Source organism: Stenotrophomonas sp. GD03777, from assembly GCF_029842485.1.
GTDB classification, from domain to species: Bacteria; Pseudomonadota; Gammaproteobacteria; order Xanthomonadales; family Xanthomonadaceae; genus Stenotrophomonas; species Stenotrophomonas sepilia.
In genome coordinates this window covers 1-16,169 of record NZ_JAOCGL010000094.1, presented here as the reverse complement: position 1 = coordinate 16,169, position 16,169 = coordinate 1, and the positions used below count along the sequence as shown (strand labels likewise).

General features: G+C 67.9%; 14 protein-coding genes and 1 pseudogene. 8 read left to right on the top strand and 7 right to left on the bottom strand.

Translation table 11 applies throughout. The features are described from left to right. Positions 1-127: 127 nt before the first annotated feature. Entirely contained in the window at positions 128-781 is a 654-nt protein-coding gene (locus N5E02_RS16675; RefSeq protein ID WP_065196123.1) for a response regulator transcription factor, read from the bottom strand. Next, entirely contained in the window at positions 774-3,803 is a 3,030-nt protein-coding gene (locus N5E02_RS16670) for a sensor histidine kinase (RefSeq protein ID WP_065196124.1), read from the bottom strand. The genes N5E02_RS16675 and N5E02_RS16670 overlap by 8 nt, the downstream gene beginning before the upstream one ends. A 96-nt stretch (positions 3,804-3,899) precedes the next feature. Here N5E02_RS16670 and N5E02_RS16665 point away from each other — a divergent pair, with 96 nt between their 5' ends. The 7 genes from N5E02_RS16665 to N5E02_RS16635 all read left to right on the top strand — a co-directional run bounded on the left by N5E02_RS16665 (position 3,900) and on the right by N5E02_RS16635 (position 10,679). Next, the gene (locus tag N5E02_RS16665; RefSeq protein ID WP_005417009.1) at positions 3,900-4,232 is read left to right on the top strand and encodes a hypothetical protein; all 333 of its coding nucleotides are present in this window, start codon (positions 3,900-3,902) and stop codon (positions 4,230-4,232) included. 50 nt (positions 4,233-4,282) lie between these two features. Then, positions 4,283-4,726, top strand: a complete 444-nt coding sequence (locus N5E02_RS16660) for an AraC family transcriptional regulator (protein WP_345782204.1) — start codon at positions 4,283-4,285, stop codon at positions 4,724-4,726. Beyond that, on the top strand, positions 4,723-5,379 hold the full coding sequence (locus N5E02_RS16655; protein WP_279946513.1) for a hydrolase: 657 nt from the start codon (positions 4,723-4,725) through the stop codon (positions 5,377-5,379). Before N5E02_RS16660 ends, N5E02_RS16655 begins: the two co-directional genes overlap by 4 nt. 2 nt (positions 5,380-5,381) lie before the next feature. Next, on the top strand, positions 5,382-5,807 hold the full coding sequence (locus tag N5E02_RS16650; protein ID WP_065185735.1) for a DoxX family protein: 426 nt from the start codon (positions 5,382-5,384) through the stop codon (positions 5,805-5,807). Positions 5,808-5,926: 119 nt separating this feature from the next. After that, on the top strand, positions 5,927-7,774 hold the full coding sequence (locus N5E02_RS16645; protein WP_171955791.1) for an amidohydrolase: 1,848 nt from the start codon (positions 5,927-5,929) through the stop codon (positions 7,772-7,774). Beyond that, the gene (locus N5E02_RS16640; RefSeq protein WP_005416999.1) at positions 7,753-9,036 is read left to right on the top strand and encodes an alginate export family protein; all 1,284 of its coding nucleotides are present in this window, start codon (positions 7,753-7,755) and stop codon (positions 9,034-9,036) included. The genes N5E02_RS16645 and N5E02_RS16640 overlap by 22 nt, the downstream gene beginning before the upstream one ends. Next, the gene (locus N5E02_RS16635; RefSeq protein ID WP_065196125.1) at positions 9,030-10,679 is read left to right on the top strand and encodes an MFS transporter; all 1,650 of its coding nucleotides are present in this window, start codon (positions 9,030-9,032) and stop codon (positions 10,677-10,679) included. Before N5E02_RS16640 ends, N5E02_RS16635 begins: the two co-directional genes overlap by 7 nt. A gap of 102 nt (positions 10,680-10,781) precedes the next feature. Here the strand turns inward: N5E02_RS16635 and N5E02_RS16630 are convergent, their stop codons facing one another. Next, complete coding sequence (locus N5E02_RS16630; RefSeq protein WP_065196126.1) at positions 10,782-11,606, bottom strand: alpha/beta hydrolase; 825 nt, start codon at positions 11,604-11,606, stop codon at positions 10,782-10,784. Positions 11,607-11,792: 186 nt separating this feature from the next. On the opposite strand from N5E02_RS16630, the gene N5E02_RS16625 reads away from it, so the two are divergent. Beyond that, on the top strand, positions 11,793-12,179 hold the full coding sequence (locus N5E02_RS16625; RefSeq protein ID WP_065196127.1) for a hypothetical protein: 387 nt from the start codon (positions 11,793-11,795) through the stop codon (positions 12,177-12,179). A 75-nt stretch (positions 12,180-12,254) separates the two neighbouring features. On the opposite strand, the gene N5E02_RS16620 is transcribed toward N5E02_RS16625, so the two are convergent. From N5E02_RS16620 to N5E02_RS16605, 4 genes and pseudogenes are all read right to left on the bottom strand, one after another. Further along, a complete protein-coding gene (locus tag N5E02_RS16620; protein WP_065196128.1) occupies positions 12,255-12,959 on the bottom strand; it encodes a DUF2968 domain-containing protein in 705 nt (234 codons plus the stop codon). A 99-nt stretch (positions 12,960-13,058) separates the two neighbouring features. Further along, positions 13,059-15,209: a TadG family pilus assembly protein gene (locus tag N5E02_RS16615; protein WP_171955487.1), complete on the bottom strand. Its 2,151-nt coding sequence runs from the start codon at positions 15,207-15,209 to the stop codon at positions 13,059-13,061. 8 nt (positions 15,210-15,217) lie between these two features. Further along, a complete protein-coding gene (locus N5E02_RS16610; protein ID WP_164229998.1) occupies positions 15,218-15,691 on the bottom strand; it encodes a DUF3613 domain-containing protein in 474 nt (157 codons plus the stop codon). Further along, a pseudogene (locus N5E02_RS16605) lies at positions 15,688-16,169 on the bottom strand (Flp pilus assembly protein TadD); the annotation flags it as partial. The gene N5E02_RS16610 and the pseudogene N5E02_RS16605, both read right to left, overlap by 4 nt.

Sequence of the window (16,169 nt, the reverse complement as noted above, 5' to 3'; positions counted from 1 at the left end):
CGTCCCCGCACTCCGACACCGCCGCGCCATCCCACGGAGAGCGCGCTTTTGATTTTGCTGTTGAAGTTGCCGGCCAGCGGCCGGCACTACCGCGGGTGCAGGGCTGCAAGCCCTGCCGGACAACCCCCTAATCGTGACCGCTGTCGTCCAGGCTGATGATGCCGCGCCGCAGCGCCTGGGTTACCGCATGCGTGCGATCACCCACGCCGAGCTTGTCCATCAGGCTTTTCATGTGCGCCTTCACCGTCTGCTCGGAAATCTGCATGCGCTCGCCGATGCGCTTGTTCGACAGCCCTCCGGCCACGTGCCGCAGTACCTCGGTCTCGCGCGGCGACAAGCGATCTTCCACTACATGCGCGGCGATGCTGGCCGCCACGGCCGGGGGAATCGGTGCGCGCCGGCCGCCGGCGACCATGCGGATGGTGTCGACCAGTTCATGGCGCAGCATGTCCTTCAGCAGGTACGCGCTGGCGCCGGCCTGCAGCGCCCGCACCGCACGTACGTCACCACGGTAGGTGGTCAGCACGATGATGCGCGCGCGCGGATCCATCGTGCGGATCCGCACGATGGCTTCCACACCATCCAGGCGTGGCATCTGCAGGTCCATCAGTACCACGTCTGGCTGCAGCTGCTGATAGCGCGCGATGGCTTCCTCGCCATCGGCGGCCTCGCCGAGCAGGCGCAGGTCGGAATGGGCGCCCAGCAGCGCAGCCAGGCCGTCACGCAGCAACGGGTGATCATCGACCACCAGTACGCCGATCGGGGTAGGGGATTCAGTCATGGCTCGTTCTACTCCAGGGCCAGCGCCAACGCGATGGGCGGCGGTGATACAGGCGACGGGCGGGAACCGCCAGCGCGATCTCGGTGCCCAGCCCGGGGCGGGTCCACAGCTGCAGTTCCGCGCCGAGGCGCTGGGCGCGCTCACGCATGCCCTGCAGGCCCCAATGGCCATGGCCGGCGTTCTCGTCGGCAATGCCGGCGCCGTCGTCGCGCACGTGCAGCAGGAAACAACGCGTGCCATAGGACAGTTCCACTTCAATGGCACTGGCATTGGCATGGCGCAACGCATTGCGGATGGCCTCGCGCCCGATCAGGAACACCTCTTCGGCCGCGTCGGCCTGCAGCGGGGGCGTCGCGCCTTCCACGGTCAGGCGCAGGGGATTGATGCCATGCCCGGCGTATTCGGCGTGCACGTCGGCCAGCGCCGAAGCGAGGTCGCGGCCCGCGAACGGCGCCTCGCGCAGCGCATTGACCCGCTCGCGACCCTCGGCCAGGTTGCGCTCGGCCAGCTGCATCGCTGACTCAAGCTGACTGCGCACAGGCTCCGGTGTCTGCGCTGACTGGCTGATCGCGTGCAGGCGCAGGATCAGGCCCTGGCTACCCTGCAGCAGGGTGTCGTGCAGGTCGCGCGCGATGCGTTCGCGCTCGCCGTTGCGTTCCTGCAGTCGGGCGCGGAACAGTGCGGCCAGCTGCCCGCTGCGGATGCGTACCGCCAGCACCAGCAGTGCAAGCACGGCGGCGGTGCACAGCAGCTTGAACCACACTGTCTGCATGAAGGTGGGAGCGATGCGGAAGCTGCGGCTGGCCGGTGCGGTGCTCCAGATGCCGTCCTCGTTGGCGGCTTCCACCTCGAACCGGTAGCTGCCGGGCGCGAGGTTGGTGTAGTACGCACGTGTGCTGCTGCCAGCGTCCTGCCAGCCGTCATCCACGCCCGACAGGCGGTAGCGGTAGCGGTTGCGCTCCGGACGTGCCAACGACAGCGCCACGTACTCAATCTGCAGCTGGCTGGTGCCGGCCGGGAGGCGCAGGCCATCGCGTAGCGGCGCGTGCTCGCTGCCATACAGCACCTCGCCGATGCGCACGCTGGGAGCCATCGTATTGACGTGCGAGCGGGTGGTGTCCAGCCAGGCCAGGCCCTGGTTGGTGGCCAGCCACAGCAGGCCGTCGTCGGCCAGGGCGGCGGTAGCGATCGGTCCGCTCTGCAGGGCGATGCCGGGCATGCCGTCGATGGCATCGAACAGGCGTGGCGTCACTGGCAGACCGGTGCGCAGGGCACGGCGCAGCAACCCGCTTTCCATCCGTACCAGGCCACGGCTGCCGTTTAGCCACAGGTGCCCATTGGCATCGGCGACCATGCCGGTGATGCCCTCCAGGACACCGGCCATGTCGGTGCGCACCGGAACGAACCGGCCGTTGTCCAGCCGTGCCGCCAGCCCCGCTTCGCCGGCGACCAGCAGAAGGTCCCGGTGGTGCAGCATCGCGGTGATCGGCCCTACCGACAGGCCGTTCCCGGCGTCGAAGGTCTCGGTGCCATTCGTACCCAGGCGGCGCAGGCGGCCATCGGCATAGCCGAGCAGCAGCTGGCCATCGGCATCCAGCGCCAGCGATGAGCAGGCCTGCTCTGGCAGGCGGATTTCACGTTGCCACTGGTCATGCTGGTAGTGCAGCACCCCGCGTTCTCCGGCGCAGACCCAGGCCTGTCCGTCATCGGGGAACAACAGGGCATGCAGCGGCTGCCCGGTGAACGGCGCCGGCAGCGGGATCAATGTGGTGTGGCCGGCGACCGTGCGCGCGAGGTTGACCCAGTCGAACTGCCAGATCGGCGTGGGTGCCTGCCGAGCGGCGGCCTGCAGCTGCGTGGCGCTGCCATCCAGCAGGGGGCGCCGCAGGTCGTAGGGCTTGAGGTCTTCGCCATAGCCATACACGCGCCCATCGCTGGCCCGTACCAGCGAGCGGTAGGGATCGCTCGGGCCGACCACCAGGGCGTGCACGCTGCGTGCGCGGAAGCGGTTGAGGCCGAGATTGGTGCCAATCCAGAGATTGCCTTCGCGATCGACGATGATCGGCACTGCCGATGTGGCGGTCAGTCCTTGCGGCGAATCGAAGCGTTCCATGCGCACGGCCCGTGTGCCGTCGAAGGTGATGCGGGCGACGCCGCCGTGCGGGCTCATCGTGGCCCACAGCGCGCCATCGGCAGTGAACTGCAGGCGCGCAGCAACCAGTTCCGGCAACCGCCGCGCCTCACGTTCGCCGGCCGCCAGCAGACCCTGCGCGTTGGCCAGCGGCGAGGTGCCTCTCACCCGGTCGGCCAGCCACACTTCACCCTGCGGGCTTTCGGCCAGCGTCGCCATCTGCGAGACCGCGATGCCGGTGTCCTCGAACGCGGTCTGGCCCGCCGCACGCATCCAGATCTTCAGGTCGGCCAGCACCCAGAACCTGTCCCGGCTGTCGTGCAGCACCCACTGCACTCGGCGCTCGGGCAGGCCGGCAGCGGCCGGCAGTGGCTGCCAGCGGTGTCCGTCAAAGCGGCGCAGCCCGCCATTGATCGCCGCCCAGAGCTGCCCCTGGCGATCCTGGCTGATGCGTGGGACCACGCCGACAGGCACCCCCTGCTCGCGGCCGTAGCTGCGCAGCTGCCCATGCGTGAACTGGCTGATGCCGGCCTGGAAGTAGCCGATCCACAGCGCACCGCCGGCCGCATTCGCCAGTGTGACCATGTTGGTGGACGGGAACTGGCTGCCGGCGGGCGCTGCCTGCCGTTCGAAGCGACGGCCATCGAAGCGGTACAGGCCCGAGCCGGTAGCCAGCCACAACAGGCCCTCACGGTCCTGGGCAATGTCCCAGATATCGCCCGGCGCGCCCTGGCCGACACGCCAGGCGGTGTGTTCGTAATCGGGCAGCCCGCCGCTCACCGGCGGGCGCTGCACGGCAAAGGCGGGCAGGGAGGTCAACAGGAGCAGGCACGTCAGCAGCGTCGGCAGGCGACGCACGGACGGGAAGGGGCGGCCACGCATGGCGCGCATTCTGGCAGGTGTGGGGCAGTCCGGGGTGACCCGAACGGGGTAGGCGGCGTGCGCCGGCGTCGGCTATCACGCCGGCATGCCCTCCGGAGCCCCGCCATGCAGCGCCTGTTCGTGATGTTCCCCGACCGCGGTCCGGGCATCGGCCTGCTGTGGTTGCGGTTGTGCCTGTCCGCTGCGCTGTTCACGCCCGGCATGCAGGCGGGCGGGTGGTCGGCGTTGTGCCTGCTGGCAGTGCTGATGCTCGTGCTGGGTGCGTTGACGCCGCTGGCGGCGCTGATGGCGGCCGTGGGCATGTTCGCGCAGCAGGCGCCGTGGCCGCAGGCGGTGCTGCCATTGGCGCTGTTGATGCTGGGCCCTGGCGCCTATTCATTGGATGCGCGGTTGTTCGGGCGCCGCCTGCTCGGCCGTCGGCCTCCCCCATTCGGGTAGGTGCTGGCCTCGACCGACGGGGGTGGGGCATCACGCAGGGGTCACGCACCATGGGGCACCCCTTCGAGGCGTCCCGCATGGCCACCCTCTTCCCGCCTGATCCGCCCGCCGCTTCACTGGCACCGCAACAGGCCGCCGCGTTGCAGCGCGCCCTGCGCTATGTCGATGAGCATCTGTCGCAGCCGCTGCGGGTGACCGAGCTGGCGGCGGCCGCCTGCGTCAGCCGCTTCCATCTGGTACGCCTGTTCCGCGCCGGTACCGGCGCCAGCCCGCTGCGCTATGTCCGCCGCCGTCGCATCGAGCGCGCGCGCCAGCTGCTGCCGGGCGCGCAGCTGCCGATGGCCTGCCTGGCCCAGCAGCTGGGCTTCTTCGACCAGAGCCATTTCGTCCGCAGCTTCCGCGCGGAGACCGGCTGCAGCCCCGGCCAGTACGTTGCCGGCGATGCCGCCCTGTTGCATCCCCTTGATCGTGTTTCCAACGGAGTCCACCCATGAGCCTTGCCACCGCCACTCCCGCCCCGGCGCTGCTGTCGCCGACCGACCACGCCCTGGTGCTGATCGACTTCCAGTCGCAGATGGCGTTCGCCACCCACACCATCGACATTTCCGCGCTGCGCAACAACGTGTCGCTGATCGGCAAGGGCGCCAAGGGCTTCAATGTACCGGTCGTGCTGACCACAGTCGCCGAAGCATCGTTCTCCGGGCCGATGTTCCCGGAACTGCCGCAGATCTTTCCGGGCCAGACGGTGTTCGATCGCACCTCGATGAACACCTGGGAAGACCAGCCTGTGATCGATGAGATCAACCGCATCGGCCAGCGCCGTCTGGTCATCGCCGGCCTGTGGACCAGCGTCTGCATCGTCGGCCCGGCACTGTCGGCGCTGGCGCAGGGCTTTGAGGTGTATGTGATCACCGATGCCTGTGGCGATGTCAGCGAGGAAGCGCACGAGCGTGCGATCACCCGCATGGTGCAGGCCGGCGCGGTGCCGATGACCAGCGTGCAGTACCTGCTCGAACTGCAGCGCGACTGGGCACGGGGTGAAACCTACGACCTGACCACCGGCATTGCGCGCGATCACGCTGGCGGCTACGGCATCGGCATCCAGTACGCCAAGCGGATGTTCGGTGCGCAGGAAGGCGGGCACTGAGCATGGTTGCCGGCCATGGCCTCGACCTGGCCCTGCTGATGCTGCGCGTGGCGGCAGGAGGCTTCCTGCTGCCGCACGCGCTGGGCAAGCTGTTCGGCTGGTTCGGGGGGCCGGGGCTTTCCGGCTTCGCCACCGAGCTGCGCGGTTTCGGGCTGCCGGCAGTGGCACCGTTGCCATTGCTGTTGGCCTTGCTGCAGGTGTTGTCCGGGCTGGCCGTGCTGCTGGGGTGGCAGACCCGCATCGCTGCGCTTGCGGCGGCTGCCTTCATCGGCTTCACCGTGCTGTTGGCCCTGCCCAAGGGCTGGTTCTGGATGCGCGGCGGCAGTGAGTACCCGTTGATGTGGACCACGGTGCTGCTGGCCCTCGCGCTGGCCGGCCCCGGCGCCTGGGCGCTGGACGGCCAACGCCTTCCGGGAGAATTCGCATGAGTCACGATCCCCTCGATCACGGCCGCCGTAACGTGGTGCTGGCCAGCGGCGCCGCTGTTGCGCTCGGCCTGGCAGGTCGCGCCGGTGCCGCACTCGATTCCACTTCCAAGGAGCGTCGCATGAGCACGCTGGTCATCCGCAATGCCCGCATTACCACCCTCGACCCGCAGCAGCCGCATGCGCAGGCGCTGGCTGTACAGGAAGGCCGCATCGTCGCCGTCGGCAGCGACGAGGAGATCATGCGCGGCTGGGGCAATGAAGCGACCTTGATCGACGCCCAGGGCCGGCGCCTGCTGCCCGGCCTCAACGACAGCCACACCCACCTGATCCGTGGTGGCCTGAACTACAACCTGGAGCTGCGCTGGGACGGCCTGCGTTCGCTGGGCGACGCCCTGGACATGCTGAAGGCCCAGGTAGACCGTACTCCCGCGCCGCAGTGGGTCCGCGTGGTCGGTGGCTTTACCGCCGCGCAGTTCAACGAGAAGCGCCTGCCGACGCTGCAGGAGCTCAACGACATCGCGCCGGATACGCCGGTGTTCCTGCTGCACCTGTATGACCGCGCACTGCTCAACCGCGCCGCGCTGCGCGCCTGCGGCTACAGCAAGGACACACCGGATCCGCCGGGTGGCCAGATCGTGCGCGATTCGCTGGGCAACCCGACCGGGCTGCTGCTGGCCAAGCCCAATGCGCTGATCCTCTACGCCACGCTGGCCAAGGGCCCGCGCCTGCCGATCGAATACCAGGCCAACTCGACGCGCCACTTCATGCGCGAACTGAACCGGCTTGGCATCACCTCGGTGATCGACGCCGGCGGTGGCTTCCAGAACTACCCCGAGGACTACCAGGTCATCGAGCAGCTGCATCGCGATGACCAGCTGACGGTGCGCATCGCCTACAACCTGTTCACCCAGAACAAGGGCAGGGAAGTGGATGACTTCCGTGGCTGGAGCGAGATCCTGCAGCCGCGCCAGGGCGATGACCTGCTGCGCCACAACGGCGCGGGCGAGATGCTGGTGTTCTCCGCCGCCGACTTCGAACTGTTCAACGAGCCGCGCCCGGAACTGCCGCCGGAGCTGGAGCCCGAACTGCACGACGTGGTGAAGCTGCTGGTCGAGAAGCGCTGGCCGTTCCGCATCCACGCCACCTACGACGAGAGCATCACCCGCATCCTGGATGTATACGAACAGGTCAACCGCGAGGTGCCATTCGATGGCCTGCACTGGTTCATCGACCACGCCGAGACCATCACTCCGCGCAATATCGAGCGCATCCGCGCGCTGGGTGGGGGTATCGCCGTGCAGCACCGCATGGCCTACCAGGGCGAAGCCTTCGTCGAGCGCTACGGCGTGCAGGCGGCACGGCACACGCCGCCGGTCAAGCGCATGTTGGCCGAGGGCGTGCCGGTGGGCGCAGGCACCGACGCCACCCGCGTGGCCAGCTACAACCCGTGGGTGGCGTTGTCCTGGCTGGTGACCGGGCGCACCGTGGGCGGGTTGGCCCTGTATGGCGAGGAAAACCTGCTCGAACGCGAGCAGGCGCTGCGCCTGTGGACCCAGGGCAGCGCCTGGTTCTCCGGCGACGAAGCAGTGAAGGGGACATTGAAGGTTGGTCAGTTGGCCGACTTCATCCTGCTCTCGGCCGATTTCTTCCGCGTCGACGACGCGCAGATCGCCGACATCACCAGCATGCTGACCGTGGTCGGCGGGCGCATCGTGCACGCCGACGGCGATTATGCTGGGCTGGCGCCGCAGCTGCCGCCGGCGATGCCGGACTGGTCGCCGGTCAACCGGTTCGGTGGTTACCACGTTGGTGGTGCCGCCACCGGATTGGCCGCTGCCCATCGCCACCATCACGGTGTGGCCTGCAGTACGCATGGTGCTCACGGTCATGCCGCGCATCACGCGGCGCCGACCGATGACCTGGCCGGGTTCTGGGGCGCGATGGGATGCTCGTGCTTCGCGTTCTGAGCCTGGCGCTGCTGTCCGTGCCCTCGCTGGCGCTGGCCTGCGAGGGCGGCCGCTGCAGCGACGCGGGCAACGGCGAGCTGCAGCTGGACGCATCGCTGCGCCTGCGTGGCCTGTACTACGACCCGACCCGGTTTGGTATCGGCGGCAGCGAAGATGGCTATGGCCTGCTGCGCGCACTGGCTTCGGCTACCTATGTGGAGGACACCTGGCAGGCAAAACTGCAGCTGGGCGTGCATGCCGAGAATGGCAAGGCAGGCGGCCCGGGCCGCACCGACCGTGGTGCCTTGGACGTGCAGCAGGCGTACTGGCGCTGGCAGCGCGGTGGCTTCCATGTGCAGCTCGGCCGGCAGGAAGCCGGCTATGGCAGCTCGCGGCTGTTGTCGGTACGCGATGGGCCGAACATCCGCCTGGCCTTCGATGGTGCGCGCCTGGGCTGGAAGGGGCGGCTCGGCACGCTTGACCTGATGGCCCTGCGGCCGGTCGAGAACCGGCCGGGTGCCTTTGATGATCGCAGCGAACACGGTGCGCACCTGTGGGGTGCCTATGCCACCGCGGCACGCGGGCAGGGCGTGGGACAGTGGGATCTGTACCTGCTGGACTATCGTCGCGACGGTGCGCGCTTTGCGGCGGGCTCGGGAACCGAGCGCCGGCAGACACTCGGCGCGCGCTGGTTCGGCCAGTCAGGTCTGCTGGACTGGAACAGTGAGCTGGTGGCACAGGGCGGTGAACTGCGTGCCGCCACCGGCCCACTCGACGTCCGTGCCTGGACGCTGGCGACCGACACGGGCTGGCGCTGGAGGGAGCGGCCACTGCAACCGCGGCTGGGGCTGAAGGCCGACATCGCCAGTGGCGATGGCAACCTGCACGACCGGCGACTGGGCACCTTCAATGCACTGTTCCCGAAATCGGCCTACTTCAGCGAGGCCAGCCTGCTGGCCCCGGCCAATCTGATGGACCTGCAGCCGACCCTGACCCTGCGCCTGCACGACGCGGTGACGACGGAACTGGGCGTACAGATGGCCTGGAAGCATCGTCGTGCCGATGCGGTCTACACCACGCCGGCGCCGCTGGTGGCGTTGCCGGGCAGCGCCGGTGGCGCGCGCCGCATCGGCACCCAGTACAAATCCGAAACCCGCTGGCAGGCCAGCGAACACTGGCAATGGCAGCTGCAGCTGGCCTGGGTCGACGCCGGTCCTGCACTGAAGCAGGCTGGAGGCCAGGACACGCTGTTCGCCTCGATCGTTGGAGCATGGCAATGGTGAACGCAACCGCGTCGCAACCCCCCGTACAGGACGCAGGTGCCTGGTCCCCGCTGAAGATCCAGATGTTCCGTTCGATCTGGCTGGCAATCCTGGCCAGCAACATCGGCACCTGGGTCAATGATGTGGCCGCCGCCTGGGTCATGGCCGAGCGCACCGGTTCGCCGCTGATGGTGGCCCTGGTGCAGTCGGCCACCACGGTGCCGATCGTGCTGCTGGCGCTCGCTGCCGGCACCCTGGCCGACATTGTCGATCGTCGGAAGTACCTGTTGGCGACCCAGGGCTGGATGCTGCTGGTGGCCGCAGCGATGGCTGCGTTGACCGCGATGGACCTGCTGACCCCGCAGTTGCTGGTGCTGCTGACCTTCTGCATGGGCTGCGGTGCGGCGATGGCAATGCCCGCGCAGGCCGCCATCGTCTCCGAACTGGTGCCACAGCCGATGCTGGCCTCGGCGGTGGCGCTGAACTCGATCGGCATCAATATCGCCCGTTCGATCGGCCCGGCCATCGGCGGCGTGATCGTCGCCCAGCTGGGTGCGGTCTGGGCGTTCGGCTTCAATGCCATCACCTTCGCCGCGATGCTGTTCGTGGTGTGGGGCTGGAAGCGCGACCCAAAGCAGTCGAGCTTGCCGCCGGAAGGCTTCGGTGCCGGATTGAAAGCGGGCCTGCGCTACGCGAGCCGTGCCGGACGGCTGCAGGCGGTGCTGATCAAGTCGGTCGGCTTCTTCTTCTTCGCCGCGGCAATGAACGCGCTGTTGCCGGTGGTAGTGCGTGGGCAGATGCAGGGTGGGGCGGGGCAGTACGGCATGCTGCTGGGCTGCATCGGCATCGGCGCAGTGGGTGGTGCGTTGCTGCTGCCGAAGCTGCGCGCACGGATGGATCGCGACCTGCTGGTGCTGCTGGCGACGTTGTCGCTGGCCCTGAGCCTGGTCGGGCTGGCGCTGACCCGCAGCTGGTACGTGCTTCCGGCGGTGATGCTGGTCAATGGTTTTGCGTGGATCACCGTGCTGTCGTCGCTGCAGATCGCTGCGCAGACTGCGGTTCCGGCATGGGTACGTGCGCGTGCGCTGGCGCTGTACATCATGGTGTTCTCTGCCGGCATGGCCGCCGGCGGCCTGAGCTGGGGCGCGCTCGCTCAGCGCACCTCGCCCGAACTGGCATTGCTGGTGGCAGCGGCCGGTGCGGTGATCGGTGGGTTGCTGGTGTGGCGCGTGCGCATCGCCGGCACCGAAGACCTGAACCTGCGCCCGGCCGGGCACTGGCCGGCACCCGAGCTGTCGGTGCCGGTGTCGAACGATCGAGGCCCGGTGCTGGTCACCATCGAGTACCGCATCGATGATGCTGATCGTGCCACGTTCCAGGCGCAGATGCGCGCGCTGGGCACGATCCGCCGCCGCGATGGCGCCGTGGTCTGGGGCGTGGTCGAGGACGTGGCCAGCCCGGGCATCCACCTGGAGTATTTCGTGACCCCGTCGTGGCTGGAGCACCTGCGCCAGCATGAGCGCATCACCGCCGACGACAAGGCGATCCAGGAAGTGCTGCGGGAACTGCATCGCGGTGAGCGCGCACCGGTGGTACGCCACTTCGTGGGTGGCCATGATCCGCTGCCGAAGACCGGGGTACCACACCATCACAGCGATATCTGACACAAAAAGGGGACGGAGGGGATTAAATCGTTTATGCACAAACGACTTAATCCCCTCCGTCCCCTTTTTTGCGGCGGCGCTGGGTAGCGCCGCCGCGATACCTCACTTGCGTGCGAACGCCAGCAGGTCGGCGTTGAACTGGTCGGCGTGGGTGATGGTCAGGCCATGCGGCGCACCGGCGTACACCTTCAGTTCGGCATCCTTGATGATCTGCGAGGACAGCTTGGCCGAGGCATCGAACGGCACGATCTGGTCGTCATCGCCGTGCACGACCAGCGCCGGCACGTCGATCTTCTTCAGGTCCTCGGTGTAGTCCACTTCCGAGAATTCGTGCACGCAGTCGTACTGGCCCTTGACGCCACCGAGCATGCCCTGCAGCCAGAACGCATCGCGCATGCCCTGGGTGACGTTGTTGCCATCCCGGTTGGCGCCGAAGAACGGGGTGGTCAGGTCCTTGAAGAACTGCGAACGGTCGCCGCCGGTACCCTTGCGGATGCCGTCGAAGACCTCCAGCGGGGTGCCGGCGGGGTTGCCAGCGGTCTTCAGCATCAGCGGCGGCACGGCGCCGACCAGCACCACCTTGGCCACGCGCGCGCTGCCGTGGCGGCCGATGTAATGGGCCACTTCACCGCCGCCGGTGGAATGGCCGACCAGGATCGCGTCCTTCAGGTCCAGCGCTTCGATCACCGCGGCCAGGTCATCGGCATAGGTGTCCATGTTGTTGCCGTTCCAGGTCTGGCTGGAGCGTCCGTGGCTGCGGCGATCGTGGGCGACCACGCGGAAGCCGTTCTGGCCCATGAACAGCATCTGCGGATCCCAGGCATCGGAAGACAGCGGCCAACCGTGGGCGAACACGATCGGCTGGCCGGTGCCCCAATCCTTGTAGAAGATGCGGGCGCCATCGGCGACGGTGACGAAGTTGCTCATTGCAGGTTCCTTGGCGGAAGGGAGGGAAGGCTTCGGCAGGATGCCGGTGCCTTCGGCAGTACAGCGCAGGCGCAGGCGACCGACTTGCACGGCTGTGCTGGATTGCATCGGATGTGACGCGTATCGCTCTGGCAGGACGGGAGCCGTATGCCGAGGATGAGCGCAGCCCGCCACAGGAACGCACGGATGCCCGCCATGCGATGGTCGCTGATGCTGTGCCTGCTGCTGCCCATGGCAGCGCCGGCACAGACCCATGTCTACAAGTGCGTGGATGGACCGCACCCGGTCTACCAGCAGACACCCTGCCAGGGGCGTGCCGCATGGCGCTGGGACGTGCCCGCGGAGCAGTCATTGTCCCGCGGCGCTGTGGCGCCAGCGGCCTCGACACCGAAGCCATCGCCCCGGCCACGGCGTGCGGCGCGGGCGCACGGTGCGCTGATCACGATCAGCACGGATGCGGCGGCCTGCGAGCGTGCCCGGCGTGATCGCGAGCAGGCGTTGCTCAAGCGTCGGCGCCTGGATTTCGTGCAGCGCCGGCAGCTGGATGACGCGGTCTACGGCGCCTGCCAGTGACGCGGGGACGCTGAAGTGCCGAAAACGACAACGGCGCCATAGGGCGCCGTCGCGTGAGTACCGTGAGTGCAGCTCTCAGCGACCGTCGCTTGCGGCGGCCGGTGCGGGCACACTGTCCGGCTTGGGCAGGCTCAACTCCGGGTTGCCCTGTTCGGCCTGCAGGATCTGGATGCGGCGCTGCAGGGCGTCCAGCTGGCTGTTGGTGCTCTGCACGTCGGTGCTGAGGCTCACGGCCTGCTGCTGGGCCTGCTGCAGGGCCGCGCTGACCTGTGCCGACTGCGCCTGCTGCTGTTCCATTTCCTGCTGCAGGGTGCGCAGGCGTTCTTCGTTGTAGGCCACCAGGCGCTCGGTGTAGCGCTTGCCGGCTTCAAGACGGGTGGTGTCGATGTAGACCTGGGCGAGCTGTTCGGACTGCTGCGCGAAGGTGCGGTAGACGCGCTCGGCGTTGTCCACCGCATCGGTCTTGATCACCCGCCAGAAGTTCTTCTCCTGGAACAGGGCGACGTAGTAGGTCAGGGTGTTGGCATTGAACAGCAGGCTGGCGCCGTAGTTGCCGTTGTAAGTGGTGCGCAGCTCGGTCAGCTGGCGCGAGTCCATCAACTGCTTGAGTTCGTCCACGGTATTGCGCACCACAGGCGCGCTGCGCGCCGGTTCGGCTGCCGCCTCGCGGTCGCCACGTGCAGCCATCGCTGCCGGTGCCACCAGCATCATGACCACGGCCAGCACTGCCGCGCTGCGCGTGTGCCGGGCAAAGACCGCGCCCCCTGAAGTTTCTCGCATGTCTAGACCATCCACGGATGAGTGTGGGTTGAGATGAAGGTGGTTCCCCGCCGGGAGTCTAGCATGGGTGTGGGCGCCGCCAAGGGCGCCCGTCACCGGTCAGTAGACCAGCTGTGCGGCGCTGCACTGGATCGACTGCACATTGACGTCGGTCCGGCCCAGTTCAACGCCCAGCACGCTGGCCAGCAGGTTGGTCAGCAGGGTGCCAATACTGTTGAGCACCGGCCGCAGTGCGGCCAGGATCGGCTTCAGCAGGGTGCACAGCAGTCCGCTGCAGCTGACGCTGCCATCGGGGTTGGTGACACCCGTTCCCCCGGCACCATCGAGAAAGCCGGCCGGTGCGGTCTGGATGTAGGACGCCAGATTGTTGCGCACGCAGCCGTTGTAATCGATCAGGTTGCCGAGCAGGCTGTCGCAGCGGTTGATCAGCAGGCTGCCGACCAGCGAGCCAAGCAGGCCATCGAGCAGGCCCAGGCCCTGGCCGGTGACGGTCGTCCTGTAACCGGTCCACACCGAACCGTCTTCCCAGCAGGTGGTCAGGCCCAGCAGGCAAGGCTTGGGGACGCCATTCTTCACCGTCCAGTTGCCCAGCGGGGCGAGATTGCGCGCCGGATCGCCATCGCGCAGCAGCGGGATGACCTGGTCGACGTTGTAGCGTCCGCCAGTCGGAAAGGCCGCCTGCAGGTAGCGATCGGCCAGCGCCTTGGCGGTGTCGTTGGCGTTCATGCCCTGCTTGGGCGAATTGAGCATGCCCGACAGCACCCGTAGCAGTTCGTTGACCAGGCTCGACACTGCGTCACCAATTGCGAGCGGATTGAACCGGGTCGAGCCGGTCTCGCCGGCGGCCAGGGTCAGGGTCTGCGTGCTGGTCAGGGCGGGCAGGGTAATCCTGTCGTTGATCAATGGTTGGCCCAGCAGCTTCAGCAGCTGTTCGTCCTGCAGCGTGGCATCGCAGACATTGGCCTTGGAGAAGCGCTGTGCGGGGTCGACATTGCCGACGCAGGCGCGCAGCACCGACGAGTCCACCTGGATCGTGGCCTTGGGTGGACTGCCGCCGCACTGGATGCCGGTCAAGGTGCCCATACCGTTGGCCACGTCGACGTGCAACGGCAGGTGCAGGCGCGTGCCAAGCAGGTTCAGCAGCGGCCCCAGCGCGAACAGGTTGTTGCTGTCCACGTCCGCCATCAGCCGCACCTGCGCGTTGTAGGCACGGCTGCCGACGCCGCCGATGGCGATCGATGGCGGCTCGACCACGCCGGCCTGGATCCTGATGCCCAGCAGGTCCAGTCCCTTGACCGCCACGCCGTTGCCATCGTTGGCGATGGAGATCGCGGTGTTGATCAGGTTGAGCACGTTGATCTGTGACTCCAGTGCGCTGCCGACCGTGCCGTCGGGCGAGACAACTTCGGCAAACAGGCCACCGCCGCCGGACTGGCTGCCAAGCACGATGTTGAGCTTGTTGATGTCCAGCTGGGTGGCAACCAGATCGGACAGCGCGCGCAGCTGCACCCCCACTGCGGAGTCACGGCCGACTACGGTGGCGGTAGCATCGACCAGCTGTGCCAGCGAAATCTTGTTGACCGACAGCAGGCGATTGAAGTCGGCCACGCTGAGGTTGGCGCTTACCGGTATGTTGAGCGCTTTCAGCAGGCCGGACGGAGTCACGTTGGCCTGCGCCAGGCCGTCATAGGACAGCACCGTGGCATTGGTGACGTCCAGGCCAACCAGGCGCAGGGTGGACAGCAGCACTGAATCGCCATTGGTCCGCAGCAGCTGCGAGCCGACCGCAAACACCGCGGTGGGTTCGGCACGGCGCGCCACGGCCTGCACGCTCACGGTGGGCAGGCTGGAAGTCTGACCGAAGAAGGGCAGCACGCTGCGCTCGGCGATCACCTGAACCGCATTGCGGGGATTGCTGGCATCGACGCTGGTGACGAAGCGGGTGCCGGTGCCACGGCTGGCGCTCCAGTTGCCGCAGCGGATCTGCAGGGTGCCTGCGAACCCGTTCTGGACCACCGCATTCTGCCGGGCAGCGCTGTTGTCGCTGTTGTCCGGGCTGCACAGCTCCAGCCGCTGTGCGCCGGCCAGTGCGGCAAGGTCGGCCACCTTCTGCGCGTCACGCTTGGCCCAGAACAGATAGCCGATCTCGATCAGGCCCAGCATGGCCACCAGCGCCAGCATGACCAGCATCATCGTGACCGACATGCCGCCGCGTGCGCGGCTGAAACTGAACTGTCGTGGGCGTTTCATGGCCGACCTCAGCGTCCGGAGGAGGAGGCGTCCTTGGACCGGGAGACATCGGTCTCAAAGAAGTCCGGGATCTCGTGTTCAAAGCTCTTCAGGTAACGCGCATAGCTCAGCGTGGCCTGGTCACCCAGGATCGGCAGCCGTTGGCCGGCCTGCTGCCCGGAGGCCTGCAGGCGGAACAGGTTGCGGGTCGCCTCGCCGCTCTGCAGGCGTGCACGTGGTGCGGCGGGCGGTGCTGAAAGAGGTGCGACGTCGGTTGCGATGGTCGACGCTTGCGCTCCAGTCACCTCGGCGGATGCAGCCGGTGCGGCCAACTCCACGGTGGGGAGCGGTTCGGCCTGCATCGGCGCTGTAGCCGGTGCCGACAGTGAGGGGCCACCGAGCATCTGTCCGGTCAATGGCTGTTGCTGTGCCTGCACGGCACCGGCCACAAGCAGGCAGCACAGCACGGGCAACAGGCGTCGGATCTGGCGCATCGTGGTCATGGTGTGCTTCCGGTCGGGTGGTCGGTGGCGCTGAAGCGTTCCAGCATCGAGGGTGGCAGGCGCTGCGGATCGCGTTGGTCGCGCGGGTCGCGGCGGGGTTCGCTCGCCAGCCGTGCGCCGCCCGATGCACGAGCGCCACTCTCGACGCTCGCCGTGTGTGCAGGTGTGGCTGCGTTGGCGGCGGCAGCGGCCTGTCGTTGCTGCAGGCGCGTGCGGATCTGCTGGGCCTGCTGCTGGATGCTTCGGCGCGTTTCCTCGTTGAGGCTGGCCTGTGCCGATAGCCGCTCCGCCGTGGCCTGGTCGCCGCGCAGTACCGCCCAGAGTGCAAGGTTGGCCGTTGCCTTGGCGTTGCCCGGTGAAAGTTCCAGGGCCTTGGCCAGCGGCTCGCGGGCTTGATCGAACTGGCCGGCACGCAGCCGTGCATAGCCCAGGTCGCCCAGATAGTCGGTGTTCAAGGGCTGCAGCTGCGTGGCGCGCG